Below are 24,019 nucleotides of genomic sequence, written 5' to 3'. Positions count from 1 at the left end.
CCGGCGCACCGGCGCGCGAAAGCCGCCACCGCGCGGTGCGGTGACGGCTCTCGGAGGGGTGCGACCGGCTGCGCGTCAGCGCTGCGCGAAGGCCCAGGCGTCCGCGACGATGCCCGCCAGGTCCGCGCGGGAGGGGGTCCAGCCGAGGCGCTCCTGCGCCCGGTCCGCGGAGGCGACCAGGACGGCCGGGTCACCGGCCCGGCGCGGGGCCACGACCTCCGGGATCGGGTGCCCGGTGACCTTGCGGACCGTCTCGATGACCTCGCGCACCGAGAAGCCGCTGCCGTTGCCCAGGTTGCAGATCAGGTGCTCGCCGGAGGCCGGCACGGCCACCGCGGCCAGGTGCGCCTCGGCGAGGTCGGCGACGTGGATGTAGTCGCGCACGCAGGTGCCGTCCGGCGTCGGGTAGTCCTCGCCGAACACCGAGATCGACTCCCGCTGCCCGAGGGCGACCTGGAGCACCAGCGGGATCAGGTGGGTCTCGGGGTCGTGGCGCTCGCCGAACTCCTTGTACGCACCGGCCACGTTGAAGTAGCGCAGCGAGACCGCCGTCAGCCCGTGGGCCGCGCACTCGCCGCTGATCATGTGGTCGACGGCCAGCTTCGAGGCGCCGTAGGGGTTGGTCGGCTTGGTCACCGACTCCTCCGTCAGCAGCCCCTCGGTGGGCTCGCCGTAGGTCGCGGCGGTGGAGGAGAAGACGAGCTTCTTCACCCCGGCCCCGCGCATCGCGGTGAGCAGCGCGAGCGTGCCGCCGACGTTGTTGTCCCAGTACTTGCCGGGGTTCACCACGGACTCGCCGACCTGCGAGAAGGCGGCGAAGTGCAGCACCGCGTCGAAGGAGGCGTCGAGGTGGCGGGCGGCGTCCTGGATCCGGCCGTGGACGAGCGTGGCGCCCTGCGGCACACCGGCCTCGAAGCCGGTGGAGAGGTCGTCGAGGATGGTGACCTCGTGTCCGGCCTCCAGCAGATGGGCCGCGACGACGCTGCCCACGTATCCGGCGCCACCGGTGACCAGGTACTTGCTCACTCGCCTACTACCTCTCGAAGTCGCACGGCCGCACATGCGCGCGACCCGTTCCCCCCTGGCTTACCGCATGTCCGCGCCCGTGGGGAAATCGCGCACCCGTCACGGCACCCGGGGCGGACCGGGGACCGGCAGGATCCGGCGTGGGCGGACTAGCCGCGGGCCGCGCGGTCCAGCAGGCCGGTACGGGCGGCCAGCGCGGCCGCTTCCAGGCGGGAGCCCACGCCGAGCTTCATCAGCACCCGCTGCACGTGCGTGCGCGCGGTGCTCGGGGCGATGGCCATACCGGCCGCGATCAGCCGGGTGTCCTCGCCCTCGGCGACCCGGACCAGCACCTCCACCTCGCGCGGGGTGAGCAGCCCGAGCAGCCTGCTGCCCTCGTCGTCCGGCGCGGCGGTGGGGTTGAGCAGTTCCGCGAAGGCGCTCTGGAGCAGCTGCGGCGACACCGCCGCCTCCCCGGCCCGCGCCTTGGCCAGGGCCCGCTCGACGCCCTCGATCCGCTCGTCCTGGCGCACGTACCCGCAGGCACCGGCGGCGAAGGCGGCGGCGATCCCGCGCGGACTGGGCACCGGGCCCAGCACCACCACGGCGATCTGCGGTCTCTCGCGCCGGATCCGCACGATCGGCTCGAAGATCCCCGGCTCGGCGGGGGTGGCGGTGCCCAGCAGGCAGACCTCGGGGGCACGGCTGATCACCAGCTCGGCGGCCCCGGCGGCCGGAGCGGCCGCGGCCAGCACCCGGTGCCCCCGCAGCTTGAGGGCCGAGGCGAGCGCCTCGGCCAACAGCCGGTGATCGTCAACGACCATGACCCGTACGCCCATTGCGGCGCTCACCCCCGACCCTTCTGACCCGGCAAGCTACACGCTTGTTCGACGCCGCGAGGTGGATACGGAACAGAAGCCCCCGTCAGTGGCTCCCACCCCCGAGGGCCTTGACATCCCGCCGCAGGGTCCGGGCGGCGTCGACAAGATCACCGTGAACATCACGGGCGGCCGACCCGCTCCAGCGCCGCTTGCCGCCTCGCCACCAACGCGGCGCGGACTGCGCGGAGTTCCGCTTCCACCCCGGCGGGCACACCCGGCGGCTCGGCGACCCGGAGCACGAGCGCTGGTGTCCGGCCACCCCGCGACAGTGGCTCCTTTAAGCCTGTCCACGCCCGGACGCGCCGCCCTAGCATCGCCCGCGGCCTCAACAGGGGCCTCCAACGAACGGGGAAGGCCACACATGAAGCTCACGATCGAGTCCCAGCTCGCGGCCGTACGGAGCTCCGGCCGGCGTCTGGCGGCCCTCACGGGAGCCATCTGCAGCACGGCCGCCCTGCTCACCGCCGTGGGGACGGTCCCCGCCCACGCCGCCACCTGTTACAACTCGGGCAATCTCCAGACGCTCGGCCCGTCCACCCCGGTGACGGTGAGCAACCGCTACGGCTCCACCACGATCGGCTACCTGTACATCGGCTGGGACAAGACCTCCTTGTGCTCCTACGCCGAGATCGACTGGCTCAACGACGCCAGCGGCCGGAACTGGAGCAACAACGTCTCCGGGGACATCTACCTGAACTGGAACGACCCCGCCCACAACAGCGCCGAGGGCAAGCGTCACTTCAATGCCGGACAGGCCAACTCCTGGGTGTCCTGGTTCATCTACCAGGGCCCCGGCACGGCCTACAAGCCCGGCCGGTCCTTCACCGCCGCCGTCGACAAGGTGAACATCGTCATCACTGCCCCGTGGGGCGGCGCCACCACCTGCACCACGGGGGTCAGGACCGGATCCACCCACGACTTCGGCAGCGGCGGGAACAGCGGCCCCGGCAGCGTCAACTGCAACTACTGACGGAGCCGGGGCGCTCGGGCCGCGCCGCGGAACACGTACGCCGGCGAAGGCCGCGACCCGGTCGGGGAAGAACATCACGCCGAACTGGCAGACCACCGGGTCGAAGCCCCCGGCTCGTCACCCGTAGGGATTCCAGTTCAGGTCGGAGTAGCCGCAGTCCTCGATGCCCGCGGGCGCCACCCGGCACACCTGGAGCTGGATCCAGTCGACGCCGCTGGAATCGTAGAGGTAGGTGCTCTCCTCCGTGGTGTCGCCGACCGCCGTGCGCCACGCGTAGTACTTGGTCCCCGTGCCGGTGCCCGCGATGATCCGGAGCTTGGCGACCCTGCCGTCCACACGGGTGTCGGTCACCTGCATGGAGATCGGATCGACGCGGGACGAGCTGATGAACCTGAAGTCGATCCGGCCGGCGGCGCCGTCGGTCGACGCCACGGCCCGGCTCCCCACCGCCCACGCGGGTCCGCCCATCAGCACCACACCGACGACCGCGCTCGCCACGATGCCGGCCGCCCGCCACACACTCTTCATCAGACTCCCCGATCCACGTCCCGGCCGGGTCGCCCGGCCGAAGTGACGCCTGATCGTACAGACGCGACGCCCCCCGGAAGAAGAGGTCTTCCGGGGGGCGCTCGGTGCCGTCGGCTCGCGGAGCCGGAGGTCAGCCCGTGGTGAAGGACACGAAGAGGTACGACGGGTCAGCGGTCTCCGAGTAGGGCTTGCTGATCAGCGTCTGGGAGATGAAGAACCGCCCGTTGTGGTAGCGGAACTCCGCACCGTTCGGGGACATGCTGGTCTCGGGGCGCCGGATGTTCTTGTCCGCCGGCATCTCCATCAGCAGCGTTTCCTTCATCGTCGCGGTGTCGATGCTGACGACCTGGCCGCCCTTGTTGTAGGGGGGCAGCTTGTAGGCGATGACGTTCGGCCCGTCCATGCGCAGCGGCATGATCGTGTACTGCTCGCCCGCGTCGGCCCGGTCCGTGGTCTGCTTGCCGGTGCTCAGGTCGAAGGACAGCAGCTCGTTGGTACGGCCGTACTGGTCCTTGCCCTGGTGCTGCGCGGCCGGCACGTAGATCTTGCCGTTGCCGACGACCATCTTCTGGCACTGCTCCACCGCGGTGGGAGCGCAACGGACGTCGTAGTTGCCGGAGGAGACCGGGATCCGGGCCTTCAGGGCGCCCGTGTCGTCGAGGACGAAGAGGTCGCTGACCGCGCTGCCGCCCTTGGCCGCGCCGCCCACGTTCGCGCCGACGACCAGCGGCTGGGTGGAGACGATCGCGGCGTAGTCGATGCCCTGCGACATCTTGTACGAGGACTTGGGCGCCCCGGTCGCCGGGTCGAGGTTCTGGGCGAGCAGGTACTGGCTGCCGTACGGGCCGCACTTGCGGATGACCGCGAGGGCCGGGCCACCGGCGTAGCCGAGGTCGTAGCAGCCTTCGCCGTCGACCTTGGCGGGCCACAGGTTCTTGCCGTCGGCGAGGTTCCAGCCCGCGCCGCCCTGGAGGCCGCCCGCGGCGACGGTGTTGCCGCTGAGGGTGATCTCCTTGAACTCCACCGGCTTGTCACCGCTGGTGGCGGCCTTGATGGTGGTCGACCAGGCCAGCTTGCCCGCGTTCAGGTCGATGACGCCGACCTGGTTGCAGCGGGGGTACTTGTTCGCGTCGCTGGCCAGCGCCTCCTTGAAGAGGATCGCGCTCTTGCCGCCGCTGATGTGCGCGGTGGCCCCGCACAGCTCGGCCGGGAGCGCGATGGACCACTTCTGGGCGCCGGTGTTCAGGTCGTAGCCGACGACCTTGGCGACGTCGGACTTCACGTAGAGCGTGTCCGTGACCCAGGAGCCCTCGACGTGCGCGAGGTCGGCGACCTGCGGCTGCGCGAGGTTGACCAGGGTCTTGGCCTTGGTGTTCGCCGGGGCCTTCTCGGTGGCGACCCCGCCACCGGGCTTGTCGCCCCCGCCGCCCGGGCCGGGGCTCTTGCCGTCGGTCGGGCCGTTGGCGACGTCCGTCTTGCCGCCGTCGCCGTCGGAGACGTACCAGAAGCCGCCGCCCACGATCAGGGCGATGGCCACGAGCGCGGCGACCACGATGAGGATCTGGTTGCGCAGGTCGTTGCCGCCCCCGCCCCCGCCGCCACCGCTCGCGGGCGGGGCGTAGGAGGGTGCGGCGGCGGGCGCGGCCGGCGCCGCCTGCGGGTAGCCGTAACCGGGCTGCGGCTGCTGCTGCGGGTAGCCGTAGGCCGGGCCCGGCGGCTGCTGCGGGGGCGCCGGCGGGGCGGGCGGCGCGGCCGGCGGCGGCGCGAAGCCGCCCGGCGGCGGGTCCTGGGGCGCGCCGAAGCCGCCCGACGGGGGCTGGTTCGGCGGGGGCGGCGGGGTACTCATCGGGTGCTACTGCCTCTCGTGGGCGGCCGGGTGGACGACGGGACTACGGACGCGGACACGGTCACTTGCCGAAGACCATCAGGAACTTCTCGTCCTTGCCCTCGCCGGTGATGTGCGTGGAGGACATGAAGAGCCGTCCGTCCGCGAAGGCGATCTGCGGGGTGTAGAAGGAGTTCTCCAGGGGCGCGGCGGGCCCGGACGGGTTGTGCAGCACCGTGGTGGGCTTGCCGCCGCCGAGCGGGACCGAGACGACCTCGCCGCCGGTGGCCTTGTCCGCCGCGCTGTTGTAGGCGTAGAGCTTGCCGCCCTCGGCCTTGAGCGGGACCAGGACGCGCTTGTCGCCGGCCGGGGTGCGCCACTTGGCCTTGCCGGTGCCCATGTCGAAGGCGACCAGCTCGTTGGAGACGCCCTCGGTCGGCAGGACGATCGTGTCGGAGCCCGCGTCGACGACGATGCCCCAGCAGTCCTGGAGCGGCCGGTCGACGATCGGGTCGTCGCAGCGGGGCGTGAACTGGCCCTCGCCGCTGAGCTGCGAGCGCTGCTTGCCGTCGGGGCCGATGACCATGATGGAGCGCAGGCTCTTGTCGCGCTCCTTGACGTCGACGACGAGCGGGTTGACCGAGTAGACCTTGCTGACCTTCCAGCCCTGCGGGAAGCGGTACGTCCAGCTCTTCTGGCCGCTGACCGGGTCGGTGCCCTGGAGCTCCTCGATGCCGTCGGCGCAGGTGGCGACGGCGACGACCTTGCCCTGACCGGCCGCGTAGGAGCCGGGCGAGCAGCCCTCGGGGACGTTGGAGCCGAACAGCCGGTCCCCCGTGCTCACCTTGAAGGCGCTGGCGGCGCCGACGCGACTGGCGGTGACGGTGTCACCGGTGATGGCGAGGCTGGGGGTGACCATGATGTCGAACATCCCCTCCTTGGGGATCTCCTTCGTCCACCCGCCCGCGCCCGTCTTGAGGTCGACCATCTTGAGCTGGTTGCAGCTCGCCTGCTCGGACTCGCCGTTCATGAAGGCCACGACGACCTTGCCGTCGGTGGTGGTCTGGTAGGGGGTGCTGCAGACCTTGGCGGGGAAGTCGAGCTTCCACTTCTGCTTGCCGTCGGTCACGCCGTAGCCGATGAGCGACTTGAAGAGGGACTTGACGACGGTGTCGCCCACGACCCACTGGCCCGTGGCGTCCCCGCCGCCGCCGGGCAGTTCGGTGGCGTTGGTCTTCATCCACAGCACCTTGCCCTCGCCGGGCTTGCGGCCGGAGTTGAGGTCGGCGTCGCTCATGCCGTTGCCGCCCTTGCCGTCGCCCTTGTCGACGGAGGGCGAGCCGGAGGGCTGGGTCACGGGTGCGGAGCTGCCCGCCGCGGCCGGCTTCTTGCCGTCGCCGTCGCCCCCGGCGAAGGCGAAGTACGCGCCGGTGCCGAGCACCAGCGTGACGACCACGGAGGCGGTGACCAGCAGCTGCGTCCGGCCGCGGGGCGGGGTCGGCCCGGCGGGCGGCATCCCGAGCGGCGCGGTCGGGGGCTGCGGATATCCGTAACCGGGCTGCGGCTGCTGGCCGTACGGGCCCTGCGCGGCCGACGGCGGCTGACCGGGCTGCGGCGGCTGACCGGGCTGCTGACCGGGCTGCGGCTGCGCGTACGGGTTGTCGCCCTGCGGCGGGAAACCGTACGCGGAGGGCGGCGGCGGGCCGGGCAGGTGTCCGTAACCGGGAGGTACGGCTGGCTGGTTCGGCGGCGTCGGCGGACTCGGCGGCTCGGTCATCAGCGGTACCTTCGGGGTCGGTCGGGCGTGGGGGATGCCCTTTCTATCACTGCGAACACACGCCGGACGGGCCGGTCCAGCCCCTGTGCCCAAGGGAGGACCGGCCCGTGACGTGGTCGTTATCCGGCCAGTTGGTGCCCGACCGAGGCGGAACCTACGCGTCCTCGGCCAGCTCCAGCCAGCGCATTTCCAACTCGTCCCGGTCTGAGATGAGTTCGCGCAGCTCCGCGTCGAGCTTGGCCACCTTGTCGAAGTCGGTGGCGTTCTCCGCGATCTGAGCGTGCAGGCTCGTCTCGCGGTCCGACATCTTGTTGAGCTGGCGCTCGATCTTCTGGAGCTCCTTCTTCGCGGCGCGCGAGTCGCCGGAGGAGGTGGTCTTCTCCTTGGCGGCGGCCGGGGCGGGCGCGGGCGCCGCCTCGGCGATCATCCGCCGGCGGCGCTCCAGGTACTCGTCCAGGCCGCGCGGCAGCATCCGCAGGCTCCGGTCGCCGAGCAGCGCCATCACGGTGTCGGTGGTGCGCTCGATGAAGAACCGGTCGTGGGAGATCACGATCATCGACCCGGGCCAGCCGTCGAGGAGGTCCTCCAGCTGGGTCAGGGTCTCGATGTCGAGGTCGTTGGTGGGCTCGTCGAGGAAGAGGACGTTGGGCTCGTCCATCAGCAGGCGCAGGATCTGCAGTCGGCGGCGCTCGCCACCGGAGAGGTCGCCGACCGGCGTCCACTGCTTCTCCTTGGTGAAGCCGAACTGCTCGCACAGCTGGCCCGCGGTCATCTCGCGGCCCTTGCCGAGGTCGACCCGGTCGCGCACGCGCTGCACGGCCTCCAGCACCCGCAGGGACGGGTCGAGTTCGCCGACCTCCTGCGAGAGGTAGGCGAGCCGGACCGTCTTGCCGACGGTCACCTTGCCCGCCGCGGGCTGCTCGTCGCCCTGGGTGCGGGCGGCGGTGGCGAGCGCGCGCAGCAGCGAGGTCTTGCCCGCGCCGTTGACGCCGACCAGGCCGACCCGGTCGCCGGGGCCGAGGTGCCAGGTCAGGTGCTGGAGCAGGGTCTTGGGACCGGCCTGGACGGTGACGTCCTCCAGGTCGAAGACCGTCTTGCCCAGGCGCGCGTTGGCGAACTTCATCAGCTCGCTGGTGTCGCGCGGCGGCGGCACGTCGGCGATCAGCTCGTTGGCCGCCTCGATGCGGTAGCGCGGCTTGGAGGTGCGGGCGGGGGCGCCGCGGCGCAGCCAGGCCAGCTCCTTGCGCATCAGGTTCTGCCGCTTGGACTCCTCGGTGGCGGCGATCCTGTCGCGCTCGGCGCGGGCGAAGACGTAGTCGCTGTAGCCGCCCTCGTACTCGTGCACGTCACCGCGCTGCACGTCCCACATGCGGGTGCAGACCTGGTCCAGGAACCACCGGTCGTGGGTCACGCAGACGAGCGCGGAGCGGCGGCTCTGCAGGTGCTGGGCCAGCCAGGAGATGCCCTCGACGTCGAGGTGGTTGGTGGGCTCGTCGAGGACGAGCAGGTCCTGGTCGGCGATCAGGAGCTGCGCGAGCGCGATCCGGCGGCGCTCGCCACCGGAGAGCGGGCCGATGACGGTGTCCAGGCCGTGCTCGAAGCCGGGCAGGTCCAGGCCGCCGAAGAGGCCGGTCAGCACGTCGCGGATCTTCGCGTTGCCCGCCCACTCGTGGTCGGCCATGTCGCCGATGATCTCGTGGCGGATGGTGGCGGCGGGGTCCAGGGAGTCGTGCTGCGTGAGCACGCCCATCCGCAGTCCGCCGTTCTGGGTGACCCGACCGGTGTCGGGCTCCTCCAGCTTCGCGAGCATCCGGATGAGGGTGGTCTTGCCGTCGCCGTTGCGTCCGACGACGCCGATCCGGTCCCCCTCGGACACGCCGAGGGAGATGCCGTCGAGCAGGGTACGGGTTCCGTACACCTTGCTGACTGCCTCGACATTGACCAGATTGACGGCCATCAGACGCGCTCCAGGGAAGGGGGTGGGTCAAGCCCCTCACCCTAACCTTCCCGACCGGGGCCGACCGCTGCGCGAGCGGCCGTGCGGGTGCGCGCGGACCGCGCGGGAGTCCGTACGGGCCCCCGCGCGGTCGGGCGTACGGGCCCCCGCGCCGCCGGTCGGGCTCAGTGCCGGGTGGCGCCCGGGGCCGGGGAGGTGGCCACGCGGGTGGTCCGGCAGGTGCCGGAGGCCGCCAGCGCCTCGGCGACCTTCGCCGCGGACTCGGGGTCCCGCACCAGGAAGGCGGTCGTCGGCCCGGAGCCCGAGACGAGGGCGGCCAGCGCCCCGGCCCCCAGGCCCGCGTCCAGCGTCCGCCCCAGCTGCGGGCGCAGCGAGAGCGCCGCGCCCTGCAGGTCGTTGACCACGGTGGCGGCCAGCGCGTCCGGGTCCCCGGCGGCCAGCGCGGCCAGCAGCCGCGGCGAGGCCTCGGGCACGGGGATGTCCGTACCGGCCTCGGCCGCCAGCCGGTCGAACTCGCGGAACACCGCCGGGGTCGACAGGCCGCCGTCCGCCACGGCGAAGACCCAGTGGAAGATCCCGGACTCCAGCGGGGCGAGCTGCTCGCCCCGTCCGGTGCCGAGCGCGGCGCCGCCCACCAGGCTGAAGGGCACGTCGCTGCCGAGCTCGGCGCAGATCTCCAGCAGCTCGGCCGGTGTGCTCTCCAGGCCCCACAGCAGGTCGCAGGCGAGGAGCGCGCCCGCGCCGTCGGCGCTGCCGCCCGCCATGCCGCCCGCGACGGGGATGTTCTTGGCGATGTGGATGTGGACGGCCGGGTCCAGCCCGTGCCGGGCGGCGAGCAGCTCGGCGGCCCGCGCCGCCAGGTTCGTCCGGTCCAGGGGGACCTGGTCGGCGTCGGGGCCGGAGCAGGTGACGGTGAGGGCGTCGGCCGGGGTGACCGTGACCTCGTCGTAGAGGGAGACGGCCAGGAAGACGTTGGCCAGGTCGTGGAAGCCGTCGGGGCGGGCCGCGCCCACCGCCAGCTGCACGTTGACCTTCGCGGGCACGCGGACCGTGACCGCGCCCGTGACCGCGCCCGTCACCGCCCCGGCGCTCACAGGGCCGCCTGCTCGTGCACCGGCTTGTTCTCCGCGATCCGCGCGAACTCCTCGACCGTGAGCCCCTCGCCACGCGCCTGCGGCGAGATCCCGGCCGCGACCAGCGCGCTCTCGGCGCCCGCGGCGGACCCGGCCCAGCCGGACAGCGCGGCGCGCAGCGTCTTGCGGCGCTGCGCGAAGGCGGCGTCGACCACGGCGAAGACCTCGCGCTTGGAGGCGGTCGTCTTGACCGGCTCCGCCCGGCGGACCAGGGAGACCAGGCCCGAGTCGACGTTGGGCGCGGGCCAGAAGACGTTGCGCCCGATGGACCCGGCGCGCTTGACGTCGCAGTACCAGGCGGCCTTGACCGAGGGCACGCCGTAGACCTTGTTGCCGGGCTTGGCGGCCAGCCGGTCGGCGACCTCCGCCTGCACCATGACCAGCGTCCGCTCGATGGTCGGGAAGCGGTCGAGCATCGTCAGCAGCACCGGCACGGCCACGTTGTACGGCAGGTTGGCGACCAGCGCGGTCGGCGCCGGGCCGGGCAGTTCCTTCACGAGCATCGCGTCGGAGTGCACCAGCGCGAAGCGGTCCGCGCGCGCGGGCATCCGGGCCTCGATGGTCGCGGGCAGCGCGGCCGCCAGCACGTCGTCGATCTCGACGGCGGTGACCCGGTCCGCGGCCTCCAGCAGCGCCAGCGTCAGCGAGCCCAGACCCGGGCCGACCTCGACGACGACGTCGTCGGGCCGCACCTCGGCCGTGCGCACGATCCGGCGCACGGTGTTGGCGTCGATGACGAAGTTCTGCCCCTTCTGCTTCGTCGGCCGCACCCCGAGCACGGTCGCCAGCTCCCGGATGTCGGCCGCGCCGAACAGCGCGTCGCCCCCCTGCGCCGGGGTGGCCTGCGGCGACTGCTCGCCGTCGTGCTTCTCGTTGCCGTGCTCTGCGGTGTCGTGCTCTGCGGTGCTCACCGGTAAAGCCTACGGCCGCAGTGCGGCCACGGACTCGCCCCCCGCTGCACGTAGAGCTTCTTGGCCCGGTAGGTCTGCTCCGCGCCGGTCGCTTCCTGGGCGCGGCCGCTGCCGCCGAGGCTCTGCCAGGTCTGGACGTCGAACTGGTAGAGGCCGCCGTAGGTGCCGGAGGCGTCGGTGGCCGAGGGGCGGCCGCCGGACTCGCACTGGGCCAGCGCGCCCCAGTCCAGGCCGTCGGCCCCGGCGACCGAGTTCGGCAGCGGCCGGGTGCCGACCTTGACCAGCTGGGTGACCGGCTCGCGCAGGGTCTCCTCGGCGATCCGGCGGGGCTTCTGCCGGACCCCGTTGACGCTGCGCAGGCTGTAGGTGACCCGGCGGGCGCCGGGCCGCCCGACGCGCTCGACGACCTCGGTCCCGGCGAACTGCTCCGGGTCCTTCACCTTCTCGATCTCGAACGGGATGCGCTCCTCGCGGACCTCGCGGGTGCCAGTGATGCGCAGCACGGTGACGGTCTGGCCGTCGCGGGGGAAGGAGGCGGCGGGCACGGAGGTGGTGTCCTGGGCGTGCAGGGTGATCCCGGCCTGGTCCAGGGCCTCCTGGACGGTCGCGGCGTTGGTGCGGATGGTGCGTTCGCGGCCGTCGGCCATGAAGGTGACGCTGCGTTCGGTGCGCACGTTCAGGGTGAGGCCGCGGCGCGGTACGGGGGTGGTGCGCGGGGCGGAGAGGTACGCGCCCTCCGCGCGCACGCCGAGCTGGCGCAGCGCGCCGTCCACGGTGGCGGCGGTGGTCCACACCTGGCGCCGTCGGCCGTCGAGGGTGAGCTGGAGGGGGCGGCCGTAGCGGACGACGATCTCGTCGCCGTCGTCGAGGGCGGTGGTGCGGGCGGGTGCGACCAGGTCGTGGGCGCCGACGCCCAGGCCCTCCGCGTCGAGCAGCTCGTCGACGTCGTCGGCGAAGGTGTGCAGGGTCCGGGGCACGCCGTCCACGGTGAGGCGGACCGCCTTGTCGGCGGCGACGAAGGCGGAGGTGCCGCCCGCGAGGAAGGCGACGACCAGGGCCTGCGGGACGATCCGGCGCCAGCTGGCGGTGCCGCGCCCCGCCTTGGTGCCCCGGCGCGCCCGGGTGGCGGTGGCTCCGCCGCGTCTGGCCCGTCGGGATCCGCCGGGCTCGGGGCGGGGCGGGGCGGGCGCGGTGTCCGTGTCGTCCGGCCGGGGGCCCGCGTCGCCCGGCCGGGCGGGCCCGGGAAGCAGCGGCTCGGTCCAGCCCCCGGGGCCGGGGGCCCCCGGCCCCGGGTCGAAGCCGGGGTCCGGGTCGAAGCCGGGGGCGGGGGCGGGGCCTTGGCCGAAGCCGGGGCCCAGGTCGAAGCCGTGGACCGGGGCCGGGCTCGGGTCGAAGCCGGGGCCGAGGTCCAGGCCGGGGCCGCGGCCGTAGTCGTGGCCCGCGCCGTGGTCGGCACCGGATCCGGGGCCGCGGCCGTAGTCGTGGCCCGGGCCGGAGCCGGGGTCGCGGGCGAAGCCGTGCCCGGGGTCGGGGGCGGGAGCGGTACCGGCGCCGATACCGGGGCCGGGGCCGAAGGCGCTGTCGAGGTCGCGTTCGAGGTCGTGGCCCAGGGAGCGTTCGAAGTCGCGGTCGAGGTCGCGTTCGAGTTCGACGAGGTCGAGCTCCAGGTCCAGGGCCAGGGCCAGCTCCGGACCGAAGGCGCCGTCGTCGGCGCCCGGGGCGCCGGGGACGCCCGCGCCCCCGGCGTCGTCGTCGCCCTCCGGCCAGGCCGTCCCGACGGCGCCCACCGACGGCGGCGGCAGCGGGGACCGGCCGCGGGCCCGGCGTCCCGTGGGGCCGTCGGCCTTGCGCCGGCGCGCGGCCCGCCGCTCACCGGCGCGGGGGGCCGGGACGGCCGCGTCCCGCTCGTCCGGGGCGGGGGTCGGGTCGGCGGACAGCGCCGAGTCCAGCCAGCCCGCGGGGGCCGCGGCGTCCGGCTCGTCCCGGCCGCCACGGCGGTGGCCGCCCTGGGTATCGCTCACGACGCTCGCTCCACTGGTCCGGTCCCGTTGGTTCGGGCACGGCACCCTAGCGGAGCGTTCGTCACGCAACAAAGTCGACCCACTACCCAGCGTGTCGCCGGGTGCGGGTCGACCGGCGGTCAGTAGGCGAAGGCGCGGGCCGTGTTCGCCGCCAGTGCGGTGGCCATCGCGTCCTCGTCGATGCCGCGGGCGGCGGCCATCGCACGGACCGTGAGCGGAATCAGGTACGGCGCGTTGGGCCGTCCGCGGTACGGCGCGGGGGTCAGGTACGGCGCGTCCGTCTCGACCAGCAGCAGCTCGGCCGGGGCGATCGCGACCGCTTCCCGCAGCGCCGCCGCGTTCTTGAAGGTGACCGTCCCGGCGAAGGACATGTAGTAGCCGGCGGCCGCGCACTCGCGGGCCATGGCGGCGTCGCCGGAGTAGCAGTGGAAGACGGTCCGCTCGGGCGCGCCCTCCTCCCGCAGCACGCGCAGGACGTCGGCGTGGGCCTCTCGGTCGTGGATGACGAGCGCCTTGCCCCGGCGCTTGGCGATCTCGATGTGCGCGCGGAAGGAACGCTCCTGCGCGGCCATGCCCTCGGGGCCGGTGCGGAAGTGGTCGAGCCCGGTCTCGCCGACCGCCTTGACGTGGTCGAGGGCGGCCAGCGCCTCGATCTCGGCGAGGGCCTCGTCCAGGGCCGCCTCGCCGCCGCCCGGTCGGGCGCCCTGGCGCGACCATCCGTCGGGGTCCCCGTGGACGATGCGGGGCGCTTCGTTCGGGTGGAGGGCGACCGCCGCGTGGACGTTCTCGTACGCGGCCGCGGTCTCGGCCGCCCAGCGCGAGCCCTTCACGTCGCAGCCGACCTGGACGACCGTGGTCACGCCCACCGAGGCCGCCTTGCGCAGCGCCTCCTCGACGGTGCCGCGCTGCATGTCGAGGTGGGTGTGGGAGTCCGCCACCGCGACCCGGAGGGGCTCCGGGAGCGGCGGCGGGGTGTCCCGGTCGTCGTCTTTGCGGCGGGAGCTGGACGGGGTGGCGGGGCTGGCACTCATGCGGCCGATCCTATGACCGGTCGCACGTCCCCCGCCGGGTCGGCCGCCGGGTCGGGCCCGCCGCGCGGCTCAGGCCCCGCGGATGCGCCGCCACAGGCGGCCCAACAGGCCCCTGCCCTCGCTCGCGTCCCGCGCGTCGGGGTCGATGGCGACCGGCCCGGGGGCGTCGTGCAGCCGCGAGCCCTTGCGCGGCTTGGGCATCCGCGACGGGGCGGGAGCGGCGGCGCGGTGATGGTGGTGGTGGAGCTGGTCGAGCATGCCGAGAACCGAGGACACCTGGCCCTCCCGCATGATCCGCACCACGTGCCCGCCGCAGTTCATGCAGGTGGGGTTGGACAGCGGGGACGGGACCCGTTCGCCGCCCTTGACCGTGTAGACGATGAACGGCTGGCCCCTGCCGTCCACGTGGTGCTCGATCTCGTAGGCCTGTTCCCAGCCGTACCCGCACTTCATGCAGGCGAAGGAGTACGCCTCGTGAGCGGTGCGTACGGGCGGCGGGGTGGTCCTGACGGCGGCGACGGTCGGTGCGGTCGCGACCGGCGGGGCCGCGGGAACCGGGGTGTCTGCGATCTCACTCATGCCAGCTCCTCTTGTCCGCTGGTAGTTCACTCACCAGTGGACGCCTGTTCCGGCGGGAGCGCATCAGGCCCTGTCCAGTGTTGGACGGCCTTTGGGCAAGGCATGCCCAAAACGCCCTGTGCCCGGTCTGAGCTTTGCTTTTCAGCCTAGCTCTTTACCGACCTACGGCACCTTTTGTGCCGCATTCTTTGCCGCGACCACCGCGTCGAACACCTCGCGCTTGGGTACGCCGGCCTCGGCGGCGACGGCCGCGATGGCCTCCTTGCGCCGCTCCCCCGCCTCCTCCCTCACGCGCACCCTGCGCACCAGCTCGTCGGCGTCGACGTCACCGGGCGCCGCGGCGGGCGCGCCCTCGACGACCACCGTGATCTCGCCACGGACGCCCTCGGCGGCCCACTCGGCGAGCGCGGCCAGGCCGCCCCGCTTGACCTCTTCGTAGGTCTTGGTCAGCTCGCGGCAGACGGCGGCCCGCCGGTCGGGTCCGAAGACCTCGGCCATCGCGGCCAGGGTGTCGTCGAGGCGGTGCGGGGCCTCGAAGTAGACGAGGGTGCGGCGCTCCCCCTCGACCTCGCGCAGCCGACCGAGGCGCTCGCCGGCCTTGCGCGGCAGGAAGCCCTCGAAGCAGAAGCGGTCCACCGGCAGCCCGGACATGGCCAGCGCGGTCAGGACGGCGGACGGGCCGGGCACGGCCGTCACCTTGATGTCCTTCTCCACGGCGGCGGCGACCAGCCGGTAGCCCGGGTCGGACACCGACGGCATGCCCGCGTCCGTCACGAGGAGGACCCGGGAGCCGGCGAGGAGCGCCTCGACCAGTTCGGGGGTGCGGGCGGACTCGTTGCCCTCGAAGTAGGACAGGACGCGCCCGGTGGTGTGCACGCCGAGGCCCTGGGTCAGGCGGCGCAGCCGCCGGGTGTCCTCGGCGGCGATCACGTCGGCGCGCTCCAGCTCGGTGGCGAGCCGGGGCGGCGCGTCCGCGAGGTCCCCGATCGGGGTGCCGGCGAGGACGAGCACGCCCGCCGCGTCGGTGGTCGGGTGGGTGGCTTCGGTACCTCGGGGCTGCGCAGTGGTCACCCGCACATCCTCTCAGCCCGGGGCCGCGTGCCCCGGCCACTCCCCCCTTGATCGATCCGGTCGCCCCCGCTACTGGGGTTCGCACAGGGCTGTTCCCTACGATGACCCGGTGACCAGTACCGCGACGCCGCAACCCAGCCCCGCCGGGGCCCCGCCCGCGCCGCCCGGTGGCGGCGAGAACGAGCCGCCGACCTGGCTGCGCCGCCTGCGCGGCTTCGGCTACGCACCGCCGGGCGGCCCGGGCGGCGGTGCGGGGCCGCGCGCCGACGTCCGCGACCGCCTGGTGCCGCCGTACGCGAAGCCCTCGGTGGCGCTGTGGACCGCGCTCGGCGTGCCCGCCGCGGCGACCGCGACCTGGCTGCGGGTGCTGGCGTGGGCGGGTCCGCTGCTGGTGGCGCTGGTGGCCGGGGTGCTGCGGTTCGTGCACCTGGGCACCCCGAAGGCGGTGATATTCGACGAGACGTACTACGCCAAGGACGCCTGGGCCACGATCCAGCAGGGCTACGAGGCGACCTGGCCCAAGGACATCGACAAGGCGATCCTGGCCAATCCGGACGGCGTCGTGCTGCCGACCGACCCGGGGTACGTCGTGCACCCGCCCGTCGGCAAGTGGGTGATCGGGCTCGGCGAGTGGATGTTCGGCTTCGATCCCTTCGGCTGGCGCTTCATGACCGCGCTGCTCGGCACCCTGTCGGTGCTGATGCTGTGCCGGATCGGGCGGCGGCTGTTCCGCTCCACCTTCCTGGGCTGCCTGGCGGGCGCCCTGCTGGCGGTGGACGGCCTGCACCTGGTGATGAGCCGGACCGCGCTGCTCGACCTGGTGCTGATGTTCTTCGTGCTCGCCGCCTTCGGGGCGCTGCTGATCGACCGTGACAAGGCCCGGGCCAGACTCGCGGCGGCGCTCCCGGTGGACGACGAGGGCCGCACCAGGCCCGATCCACGGATCGCCGAGACCTTGAAGCTGGGCTGGCGCCCGTACCGGATCCTCGCCGGGGTCAGCCTCGGCCTGGCCTTCGGCACCAAGTGGAACGGCCTGATCGTCCTCGCCTTCTTCGGCGTGCTGACCGTGCTGTGGGACGCCTCCGCGCGCCGCGTCGCGGGCGCGGGCACCCCGTACGCGTCGATGCTGCGCCGGGACGCGCTGCCCGGCTTCCTCTCCACGGTGCCGGTGGCGGTCGCGGTGTACCTGGCCTCCTGGACGGGCTGGATCCTGAGCCCGGACAACGGCAAGGGCGGCTACTTCCGCGACTGGGCGCGCACCCAGGACCAGGGCAGCTCGATGTCCTTCCTGCCGGAGTGGCTGCGCAGCCTGTGGCACTACGAGACGGCCGTCTACGACTTCCACGTCGGCCTGACCTCGGGCCACACCTACCAGTCCAACCCCTGGAGCTGGCTGGTCCTGGGCCGCCCGGTCTCGTACTACTACGAGTCCCCCGCCCCCGGCACCGACGGCTGCCCGGCGACCGCGGCGGGCAAGTGCGCCCGCGAGGTCCTGGCGATGGGCACCCCGCTGCTGTGGTGGGCGGGCTGCTTCGCCCTGCTGTACGTGCTGTGGCGCTGGCTCTTCCGCCGCGACTGGCGGGCCGGCGCCATCGCCTGCGCGCTGGCCGCGGGTCTGCTGCCCTGGTTCAACTACCAGGAGCGGACCATCTTCTACTTCTACGCGGTCGTCTTCGTCCCGTACCTGTGCCTGGCGGTGGCGATGATGATCGGCGCCCTGCTGGGCCCGGCGGGCTCCTCGGAACGCCGCCGGGCGGTGGGCGCGATCGGAGCGGGCGTCCTGGTCCTGCTGATCGTGTGGAACTTCATCTACTTCTGGCCGATCTACACCGGCCAGTCCATCCCCATGGACTCCTGGCGCGGCCGCATGTGGCTGGACACCTGGGTGTAGCACGGCGGCGCCACGGGCGGGGGTCGGCTGGACAGCCGCCCCCCGCCCGCCCAGCATGTTCAAACAGAAGTTACTCCTGGGGAGGGGCTGTATGAACGGGGCGGCGAAGGGTGCCATCGTCGGCGGGGTGTTCCTGACCATGGTCGGGGCGGCCGGGTACGGGGTGTACACGCTGGTAGGCGAGGAGGGCGGCGGCGCAGCGGGCGGCGGAACGGAGACCCGGACGGAGCGCCGGACCGGGCCGCCCGACGCCGCGGAGACCGCCGCGGCGGCCAAGGCGTTCCTCGCGGCGTGGGCGGCCGGGGACGAGCGGGCCGCGGCGGACCTGACGAACAATCCGGCGCTCGCGCAGCCCGCGGTGGGCGAGTTCAGGACCAAGGCGTACGTGTCGAAGGCCGTCATCACCCCGGGTACGCCGACGGGGACCACCGTCCCCTACACGGTCGCGGCCGAGGTCACCTTCGAGGGGGTCACCAAGCCCCTGGCGTACGAGTCCAAGCTGACCGTGGTCCGCGGGCTGACCACCGGGAAGGCGCTCGTCGACTGGCAGCCCTCGGTGCTCCACCCGCAGCTCCAGCGGGACGAGAAGCTGCGCACGGGCGCGGCCGCGGCCGCGCCCGTCAAGGCGGTGGACCGGGACGGCCAGGAGCTGACGGCGCAGAAGTACCCCTCGCTCAAGCCGGTGCTGGAGCAGCTGCGCAAGACGTACGGGCAGGCCGTGGGCGGCAAGCCCGGCGTCGAGACCTGGATCGAACCGGCCGCGCGGGACGCGCCCAAGCGGGTCCTGCTCACGCTGTCGGAGGGCGCGCCCGGCCTGCTGAAGACCGTGCTCGACGCGGACGTGCAGGCGGCCGCCGAGAAGGCGGTCGCGGCCTATCCGGAGTCCTCGGTGGTCGCGGTCCAGCCGAGCACGGGGCACGTCCTGGCGGTCGCCAACAACCGCGCGGACGGCTTCGACGCGGCCCTCCTCGGCACCCGGGCGCCCGGTTCCACGCTGAAGGTCCTGACGGCCGCGATGCTGATCGACCGGGGTGTGGTGAGCGCGGACAAGCCGGTGGAGTGTCCCAAGACGGTCTCCGGGGGCGGCCGGTCCTTCCACAACCTGGAGAACATGGAGCTCAAGGGCGCGAGCTTCGCGACCGACTTCGCCGTCTCGTGCAACACGGCCTTCATAGGCCAGATGAAGGCCGTCGGCGACGAGTCCGCGCTGGCGGACGAGGCGCGCCGGGTCTTCGGGCTCGGGCTGGAGTGGAAGGCGGGCGTCCCGGTCTTCGACGGTGACGTGCCGGCGGCCTCGGGGCCGGAGGCGGCCGCCGCGTACATAGGCCAGGGCCGGGTGCGGATGAGCCCGCTGAACATCGCCTCCGTCACGGCGACGGCGAGGACGGGGGTCTTCCGCCAGCCGGTGATCGTCGAGGAGGGCGTCGGGGATCGCGTACTGGCCCGGGCCGAGCGGCAGATGCGGTCGGGGACCTCGCGCCAGCTGGTCCAGATGATGCGTCAGACCGCGGCCAGCGGGACGGCGGCGGGGGTGATGTCCTCGGTCGGCGGGGACAAGGGGGCCAAGACCGGCTCGGCCGAGGTCGACGGCTCGGCCGCCCCGGACAGCTGGTTCACCGGCTTCAGCGACGACGTGGCGGCCGCGGCCATGGTCCAATCCGGCGGCCACGGCATCGACGCGGCGGGCCCCTTGGTGGCCCGCGTCCTGAACGCCGACTAGCCCGCGCGCCTCAAGCCCCGCCGGCGCTTGAGGCGCGGCACCGGACGAGGCCGACCCCGGGCCGCGCACATGAAGCCCCGCCGGCGCTTGAGGCGCGGCACCGGACGAGGCCGACCCCGCGCCGCGCACACCAAGCCCCGCCGGCGCTTGAGGCGCGGCACCGGCCCGGGCCGACCCCGGGCCGCGGGCATCGGGCCCCGCCGGGGGCTAAAGGGTCGAGCGGACCGCGCGGACCAGCGCCTGCGCTCGCGGGTCGGCCGTCACCGAGGCGGCCAGGGCGTTGGTGACGTAGCCGAAGGCGACCCCGGCCTCGGGGTCCGCGAAGCCCAGGGAGCCGCCCCGCCCGGGGTGCCCGAAGGACGCCGGGGACAGCAGCGGCGACGCCGGCCCGTGCAGCATGTACCCCGGCCCGAAGCGCGTGTCGACCACCAGCACCCGGTCCGGCCCCGCGGACAGCTCCCGCCCCGCCAGCGCCACCGTCTCCGGGGCGAACAACCGCTCCCGCCCCTCCACCTCCCCGAGCGTGGCCGCGTAGAAGCCGGCCAGCGCACGGGCCGTACCGATCCCCGTGGACCCGGGCAGCTCGGCCGCCCGGTACCCGGGGTCGTTCTCGTCCGGCAGCGGGGTGATCGCGGCGAAGGCGCGCCGCGTGAGGGAGTCGGGGTCGGCGTAGGCCTCGGAGACGTTCCGCTTGGGCCGGGTCCGCAGCCCGCCCGTGGTCCGCGGCGCCTCCAGCGCCGCGCTCCGCCCCACCCGGTGCGCCGCCGCCTCCGGCAGCCCGATCCAGAAGTCCAGCCCGCGCGGCCCGGTGACCTCCTCGGCCAGCCACTTGCCCAGCGAGGCCCCGGTGACCCGCAGCACCAGCTCGCCGAGCAGCCAGCTGAAGGTGTGGGGGTGGTAGCCGTGCTCCGTACCGGGCGCCCAGAAGGCGCTCTGCCCGGCGACGGCCCGCGGCCCCGAGCTCCCGTCGGTGGCCTCGGCGGGGCTCAGCGGGCGGTCCAGCGCCGGTACGCCCGTACGGTGCGAGAGCAGGTCGCGGACCAGGGCCCGCTCCTTGCCGCCCGCCTTGAACTCCGGCCAGTACTCCGCCACCGGCGCGTCCAGGTCGAGCAGCCCCCGCTGGTGCAGGAGCAGCGGAACGGCGGCGGCGACGCCCTTGGTGGCGGAGCGGACGATCTGCGCGGTGTCCCGCTCCCAGGGCGCCGCGTCCGCGCCGGTGGCGTCCGCGTCCCGGACGCCGCCCCACAGGTCGACGACCTTGCGGCCGTCGCGGTAGACGGCGACGGCCGCGCCCCGGTCCCCGAGCACCTCGAAGTTGCGCACGAAAGCGTCCCGGACCGGTTCGAAACCGTCCGCCACCTCACCCTGAATGTTCACGAGCGGTGCAACGCCCGAACACGCGTGCTTATGCCACGGACCGCTCAGGCAACGGACACCGAGCGCGGGTCGAAGCCGAAGGGCAGCTCCAGCCGGTGCGCCCGCATCAGCTCCTCGTCGCACAGCAGGTCCTGGGTGCGTCCGTCGGCCGCGATGACCCCCTCGCTGAGGATCACGGCGCGGGAGCACAGTTCGAGGGCGTACGGCAGGTCGTGGGTGACCATCAGCACGGTGACGTCCAGCGAGCGCAGGACGTCGGCCAGCTCGCGCCGCGAGGCCGGGTCCAGGTTGGACGAGGGCTCGTCCAGGACCAGGATCTCCGGCTCCATGGCCAGCACGGTCGCGACGGCGACCCGGCGGCGCTGCCCGAAGGAGAGGTGGTGCGGCGGGCGGTCGGCGAAGTCGGCCATGCCGACCTGTTCCAGGGCGCCCCGCACCCGGCTCTCCAGCGCCGCGCCGCGCAGTCCGGCGGCGGCCGGGCCGAAGGCGACGTCCTCGCGCACGGTCGGCATGAAGAGCTGGTCGTCGGGGTCCTGGAAGACGATCCCGACCCGGCGCCGGATCTCGGCGAAGTTCCGCTTCCGCACGGGCAGCCCGGCGACGGTGACGGAGCCGACCCCGCCGGTCAGGATGCCGTTGAGGTGCAGGACGAGCGTGGTCTTGCCCGCGCCGTTGGGCCCGAGCAGCGCGACGCGCTCCCCGCGCCCGACGGTCAGGTCGACCCCGAAGAGGGCCTGGTGCCCGTCGGGATAGGCGTAGGCGAGCCCGGACACTTCGAGGGAGGGCACGTCGGTGGCGGCGGAGGCGGGAACGGCAGGGGTCACAGGGTCCATCCCATCAGACAGACGGCCAGGGCCGTCACCGGGAGCACGGCCGCGTACGCCCACTGGGCGCGGGTGGCGCTCACCTCGTCGATCACCGGCATGGAACCGGCGTAGCCGCGGCTGACCATCGCCAGGTAGACGCGCTCGCCGCGCTCGTAGGAGCGGATGAAGAGCGCGCCCGCGGTCTTGGCGAGCACGCCCCAGTGCCGTACGCCGCTGGCCTCGAAGCCGCGGGAGCGGCGGGCGATCGTCATCCGGCGCAGTTCGTCGCTGATCACGTCGCCGTAGCGGATCATGAACGAGGCGATCTGGACGAGCAGGGGCGGCAGCTTGAGCTGCTGGAGGCCCAGCAGCAGCGCCCGCAGCTCGGTGGTGGAGGCGAGCAGGACGGACGCGGCGACGCCGAGGGTGCCCTTGGCCAGTACGTTCCACGCGCCCCACAGGCCCGAGACGCTCAGCGACATGCCGAGCACCTCGACCCGCTCGCCCTGGGCCACGAAGGGCATCAGGACGGCGAAGGCGACGAAGGGGACCTCGATCAGCATCCGCTTGAGGAGGAACCCGGCGGGGATCCGGGCCGCCGCGGCCACCCCCGCGAGCAGGACGGCGTAGAGGCCGAAGGCCCACACCGCCTCGCGCGGGGTGGACACCACGACCACGACGAAGCAGAACGCGGCGGCGAGCTTGCAGTGCGGCGGCAGCGCGTGGACGGAGGTGTGTCCGTGCCGGAAGAGCTTGTGGGCGTGGCCCGCGCCCATGTCAGAGCGCCGCGGACGCGGCGGTGCGGTCGTCGGCGCCGTGGTCCTCGGCGCGGCGGCGGCGCACGGCCCAGAAGACGCCGGAGCCGACCGCGACGGTCGCGCCGACGCCGATGACCCCGGCGAGGCCGCCGGACAGGCGCGCGTCGCCGACGTCCTTGACGCCGTAGTCGGCGAGCGGGGAGTCGGCGGCGGCGTGCTCGGTGACCTTCTGGTCGATGCCCTGGTCGGCGGCGACCTTCTCCAGGCCGTCCGGGCTGGAGGAGGCGTAGAAGGAGACGAACCCGGCCAGCAGCAGGGCGGTGACCAGGCCGGTCGCCCAGATCTTGCGGTTCGGGCGGGTGGTGGCCGGGGCCGCGACCGGGGCGGCGGCGGGCGCGTCGACGAGCCGGCCGTCCACGCGCAGCTTGAGCGGGGTGACCAGGGAGCCGGCGCCGTGGACCAGGTCGGGGCGGACGGCGAGGACGGCGCCGACGGTGAGCGCGGTGATCGCCGCCTCGCCGATGCCGATCAGCACGTGGACGCCGACCATCGCGGTGAAGACCTTGCCGACGGGCACGTCGGTGGTGCCGCCGAGGGCGTAGAGCAGGGTGAACATGCCGGCGGCGGCCGGGACCGAGAGGAGCGCGCCGGTGAAGGCTGCGGCGGTCACCGAGCGGCGGGTGTCGGGGAGGATCTTGACCAGGCCGCGGAAGACGGCGTAGGCGACGATCACCGTGACCACGGCCATGTTCATGACGTTCACGCCGAGCGCGGTCAGGCCGCCGTCGGCGAAGAGGAGGCCCTGCATCAGCAGCACCACCGAGACGCAGAGCACCCCGGTGTAGGGGCCGACCAGGACCGCGGCGAGCGCACCGCCCAGGAGGTGGCCGCTGGTACCGGCGGCGACCGGGAAGTTGAGCATCTGGACGGAGAAGATGAAGGCGGCGACGAGCCCGGCGAGCGGCGCGGTGCGCTCGTCCAGTTCCCGGCGCGCTCCGCGCAGGCTGACGGCGACGGCGCCCGCGGCGGCGACTCCGGCGGCTATCGAGACGGGGGCGTTGATGAAGCCGTCGGGCACATGCATGGGCGCTGCTCCGCTTCCTGCGGTGATCTTGCGGTGAACGGCCGGATTCCCCGGCCGTTCGAGAACCTTTCAAGAGTAGTGCCCAGTTGCGAATGGTTGGCAAGAGCGTGCGCACCACAAAAGGCGTCTCGCATGTTCGTCGGAATATGCGATTCTGGGGTGAATACGGACGCATATGTTCCGCTTTTGAGGAGACCGGTCGATGTCTGCCACCGCCGAGAATCCCCGCGCGACCGCCGTCGCCACGCCCGACGCCCCCGTCGAGGTACGGGTCACCGCACGCGTGATCACCGACGATCCCCTCTACCGCAAGATCCCCGTCTCCCTGCGCTTCGCCCCCGACGAACCCCTGGCCGTCCGGATCGTCTTCCCGGCGGACCTCTCCCCCGAGGGCACCGACAACGAGTGGGTCTTCCCCCGCGCCCTGCTGGAGGCCGGCCTCCAGGCCCCGACCGGCAGCGGCGACGTCCGCGTCTGGCCGTGCGGGCGGGTGCAGGCGGTCGTCGAGTTCCACTCGCCCGAAGGGGTCGCCGTCGTCCAGTTCGACATCGCGGCGCTGCGCCGCTTCCTGCGCCGTACGTACGCGCCCCTCACCCGGTAGGCCCATCCGCACCGCGACGCTCGCGTCACGGAGCACCGCACCGCGGCGGATACGGCGAAGGGCCCGGCCCCGCACCCCCGATCGGGGGTGCGG

The 24,019-nt window shown here is 73.6% G+C and carries 20 protein-coding genes; 4 read left to right on the top strand and 16 right to left on the bottom strand.

The window, feature by feature from the left end; translation table 11 throughout:
- Nucleotides 1-75: 75 nt before the first annotated feature.
- Together galE and ACFWAR_RS08540 are read right to left on the bottom strand one after the other, a co-directional pair.
- Nucleotides 76-1,062 (bottom strand): UDP-glucose 4-epimerase GalE, encoded by a 987-nt coding sequence (gene galE / locus ACFWAR_RS08545; protein ID WP_385774474.1) that lies wholly within the window; start codon nt 1,060-1,062, stop codon nt 76-78.
- Between the two features lie 113 nt (nt 1,063-1,175).
- The gene (locus ACFWAR_RS08540; protein WP_354380561.1) at nt 1,176-1,844 is read right to left on the bottom strand and encodes a LuxR C-terminal-related transcriptional regulator; all 669 of its coding nucleotides are present in this window, start codon (nt 1,842-1,844) and stop codon (nt 1,176-1,178) included.
- Nucleotides 1,845-2,247: 403 nt separating this feature from the next.
- Here ACFWAR_RS08540 and ACFWAR_RS08535 point away from each other — a divergent pair, with 403 nt between their 5' ends.
- The gene (locus tag ACFWAR_RS08535; RefSeq protein ID WP_385774472.1) at nt 2,248-2,856 is read left to right on the top strand and encodes a hypothetical protein; all 609 of its coding nucleotides are present in this window, start codon (nt 2,248-2,250) and stop codon (nt 2,854-2,856) included.
- Between the two features lie 117 nt (nt 2,857-2,973).
- Here the strand turns inward: ACFWAR_RS08535 and ACFWAR_RS08530 are convergent, their stop codons facing one another.
- The 10 genes from ACFWAR_RS08530 to rsmI all read right to left on the bottom strand — a co-directional run bounded on the left by ACFWAR_RS08530 (nt 2,974) and on the right by rsmI (nt 15,689).
- The gene (locus ACFWAR_RS08530; protein WP_385774470.1) at nt 2,974-3,384 is read right to left on the bottom strand and encodes a hypothetical protein; all 411 of its coding nucleotides are present in this window, start codon (nt 3,382-3,384) and stop codon (nt 2,974-2,976) included.
- 130 nt (nt 3,385-3,514) lie between these two features.
- Nucleotides 3,515-5,230: a PQQ-binding-like beta-propeller repeat protein gene (locus ACFWAR_RS08525; RefSeq protein WP_385774468.1), complete on the bottom strand. Its 1,716-nt coding sequence runs from the start codon at nt 5,228-5,230 to the stop codon at nt 3,515-3,517.
- Between the two features lie 61 nt (nt 5,231-5,291).
- The gene (locus tag ACFWAR_RS08520) at nt 5,292-6,986 is read right to left on the bottom strand and encodes a PQQ-binding-like beta-propeller repeat protein (RefSeq protein WP_385774466.1); all 1,695 of its coding nucleotides are present in this window, start codon (nt 6,984-6,986) and stop codon (nt 5,292-5,294) included.
- A 154-nt stretch (nt 6,987-7,140) separates the two neighbouring features.
- Nucleotides 7,141-8,943 (bottom strand): ABC-F family ATP-binding cassette domain-containing protein, encoded by a 1,803-nt coding sequence (locus ACFWAR_RS08515; RefSeq protein ID WP_385774464.1) that lies wholly within the window; start codon nt 8,941-8,943, stop codon nt 7,141-7,143.
- A 164-nt stretch (nt 8,944-9,107) separates the two neighbouring features.
- Nucleotides 9,108-10,037: a 4-(cytidine 5'-diphospho)-2-C-methyl-D-erythritol kinase gene (locus ACFWAR_RS08510; RefSeq protein ID WP_385774462.1), complete on the bottom strand. Its 930-nt coding sequence runs from the start codon at nt 10,035-10,037 to the stop codon at nt 9,108-9,110.
- Nucleotides 10,034-10,891 (bottom strand): 16S rRNA (adenine(1518)-N(6)/adenine(1519)-N(6))-dimethyltransferase RsmA, encoded by an 858-nt coding sequence (gene rsmA / locus ACFWAR_RS08505; protein ID WP_385774683.1) that lies wholly within the window; start codon nt 10,889-10,891, stop codon nt 10,034-10,036. The genes ACFWAR_RS08510 and rsmA overlap by 4 nt, the downstream gene beginning before the upstream one ends.
- A 92-nt stretch (nt 10,892-10,983) precedes the next feature.
- A complete protein-coding gene (locus ACFWAR_RS08500; RefSeq protein ID WP_385774681.1) occupies nt 10,984-12,399 on the bottom strand; it encodes a ubiquitin-like domain-containing protein in 1,416 nt (471 codons plus the stop codon).
- 728 nt (nt 12,400-13,127) lie between these two features.
- Nucleotides 13,128-14,039, bottom strand: a complete 912-nt coding sequence (locus ACFWAR_RS08495) for a TatD family hydrolase (protein WP_385774460.1) — start codon at nt 14,037-14,039, stop codon at nt 13,128-13,130.
- 69 nt (nt 14,040-14,108) lie between these two features.
- Nucleotides 14,109-14,618 (bottom strand): hypothetical protein, encoded by a 510-nt coding sequence (locus ACFWAR_RS08490; protein ID WP_385774458.1) that lies wholly within the window; start codon nt 14,616-14,618, stop codon nt 14,109-14,111.
- A 162-nt stretch (nt 14,619-14,780) separates the two neighbouring features.
- Nucleotides 14,781-15,689 (bottom strand): 16S rRNA (cytidine(1402)-2'-O)-methyltransferase, encoded by a 909-nt coding sequence (rsmI, locus tag ACFWAR_RS08485; protein ID WP_385774456.1) that lies wholly within the window; start codon nt 15,687-15,689, stop codon nt 14,781-14,783.
- Between the two features lie 109 nt (nt 15,690-15,798).
- On the opposite strand from rsmI, the gene ACFWAR_RS08480 reads away from it, so the two are divergent.
- A complete protein-coding gene (locus tag ACFWAR_RS08480; protein WP_385774454.1) occupies nt 15,799-17,580 on the top strand; it encodes a dolichyl-phosphate-mannose--protein mannosyltransferase in 1,782 nt (593 codons plus the stop codon).
- A gap of 91 nt (nt 17,581-17,671) precedes the next feature.
- Nucleotides 17,672-19,300 (top strand): penicillin-binding transpeptidase domain-containing protein, encoded by a 1,629-nt coding sequence (locus ACFWAR_RS08475; RefSeq protein WP_385774451.1) that lies wholly within the window; start codon nt 17,672-17,674, stop codon nt 19,298-19,300.
- Nucleotides 19,301-19,507: 207 nt separating this feature from the next.
- Here the strand turns inward: ACFWAR_RS08475 and ACFWAR_RS08470 are convergent, their stop codons facing one another.
- The 4 genes from ACFWAR_RS08470 to ACFWAR_RS08455 are packed head-to-tail and all read right to left on the bottom strand — an operon-like array spanning nt 19,508 to nt 23,325.
- Nucleotides 19,508-20,677 (bottom strand): serine hydrolase domain-containing protein, encoded by a 1,170-nt coding sequence (locus ACFWAR_RS08470; RefSeq protein ID WP_385774448.1) that lies wholly within the window; start codon nt 20,675-20,677, stop codon nt 19,508-19,510.
- A 44-nt stretch (nt 20,678-20,721) separates the two neighbouring features.
- Nucleotides 20,722-21,510: an energy-coupling factor ABC transporter ATP-binding protein gene (locus tag ACFWAR_RS08465; RefSeq protein ID WP_385774446.1), complete on the bottom strand. Its 789-nt coding sequence runs from the start codon at nt 21,508-21,510 to the stop codon at nt 20,722-20,724.
- Nucleotides 21,498-22,259 carry a cobalt ECF transporter T component CbiQ gene (cbiQ, locus tag ACFWAR_RS08460; protein ID WP_354380511.1) on the bottom strand — a complete coding sequence of 254 codons (762 nt, stop codon included), beginning with the start codon at nt 22,257-22,259 and terminating at the stop codon, nt 21,498-21,500. Before cbiQ ends, ACFWAR_RS08465 begins: the two co-directional genes overlap by 13 nt.
- A 1-nt stretch (nt 22,260) precedes the next feature.
- Nucleotides 22,261-23,325, bottom strand: coding sequence for an energy-coupling factor ABC transporter permease (locus ACFWAR_RS08455; RefSeq protein WP_385774444.1), 1,065 nt, complete (start codon nt 23,323-23,325; stop codon nt 22,261-22,263).
- Between the two features lie 202 nt (nt 23,326-23,527).
- On the opposite strand from ACFWAR_RS08455, the gene ACFWAR_RS08450 reads away from it, so the two are divergent.
- Nucleotides 23,528-23,926 carry an SsgA family sporulation/cell division regulator gene (locus tag ACFWAR_RS08450; RefSeq protein WP_385774442.1) on the top strand — a complete coding sequence of 133 codons (399 nt, stop codon included), beginning with the start codon at nt 23,528-23,530 and terminating at the stop codon, nt 23,924-23,926.
- Nucleotides 23,927-24,019 lie beyond the last annotated feature (93 nt).

This window comes from Streptomyces sp. NPDC059917 (genome assembly GCF_042730635.1).
Lineage (GTDB): Bacteria > Actinomycetota > Actinomycetes > Streptomycetales > Streptomycetaceae > Streptomyces.
Note: the sequence above shows the minus strand (reverse complement) of the source record. Positions and strands in the feature narration are given on the sequence as shown.

What these genes read in the sequence shown, in the direction of transcription:
- galE (WP_385774474.1), bottom strand. Translation starts at nt 1,062, where the DNA reads ATGTGCGGCCGTGCGACTTCGAGAGGTAGTAGGCGAGTGAGCAAGTAC.
- ACFWAR_RS08540 (WP_354380561.1), bottom strand. Translation starts at nt 1,844, where the DNA reads ATGGGCGTACGGGTCATGGTCGTTGACGATCACCGGCTGTTGGCCGAG.
- ACFWAR_RS08535 (WP_385774472.1), top strand. Translation starts at nt 2,248, where the DNA reads ATGAAGCTCACGATCGAGTCCCAGCTCGCGGCCGTACGGAGCTCCGGC.
- ACFWAR_RS08530 (WP_385774470.1), bottom strand. Translation starts at nt 3,384, where the DNA reads ATGAAGAGTGTGTGGCGGGCGGCCGGCATCGTGGCGAGCGCGGTCGTC.
- ACFWAR_RS08525 (WP_385774468.1), bottom strand. Translation starts at nt 5,230, where the DNA reads ATGAGTACCCCGCCGCCCCCGCCGAACCAGCCCCCGTCGGGCGGCTTC.
- ACFWAR_RS08520 (WP_385774466.1), bottom strand. Translation starts at nt 6,986, where the DNA reads ATGACCGAGCCGCCGAGTCCGCCGACGCCGCCGAACCAGCCAGCCGTA.
- ACFWAR_RS08515 (WP_385774464.1), bottom strand. Translation starts at nt 8,943, where the DNA reads ATGGCCGTCAATCTGGTCAATGTCGAGGCAGTCAGCAAGGTGTACGGA.
- ACFWAR_RS08495 (WP_385774460.1), bottom strand. Translation starts at nt 14,039, where the DNA reads ATGAGTGCCAGCCCCGCCACCCCGTCCAGCTCCCGCCGCAAAGACGAC.
- ACFWAR_RS08490 (WP_385774458.1), bottom strand. Translation starts at nt 14,618, where the DNA reads ATGAGTGAGATCGCAGACACCCCGGTTCCCGCGGCCCCGCCGGTCGCG.
- ACFWAR_RS08475 (WP_385774451.1), top strand. Translation starts at nt 17,672, where the DNA reads ATGAACGGGGCGGCGAAGGGTGCCATCGTCGGCGGGGTGTTCCTGACC.
- ACFWAR_RS08465 (WP_385774446.1), bottom strand. Translation starts at nt 21,510, where the DNA reads ATGGACCCTGTGACCCCTGCCGTTCCCGCCTCCGCCGCCACCGACGTG.
- cbiQ (WP_354380511.1), bottom strand. Translation starts at nt 22,259, where the DNA reads ATGGGCGCGGGCCACGCCCACAAGCTCTTCCGGCACGGACACACCTCC.
- ACFWAR_RS08455 (WP_385774444.1), bottom strand. Translation starts at nt 23,325, where the DNA reads ATGCATGTGCCCGACGGCTTCATCAACGCCCCCGTCTCGATAGCCGCC.
- ACFWAR_RS08450 (WP_385774442.1), top strand. Translation starts at nt 23,528, where the DNA reads ATGTCTGCCACCGCCGAGAATCCCCGCGCGACCGCCGTCGCCACGCCC.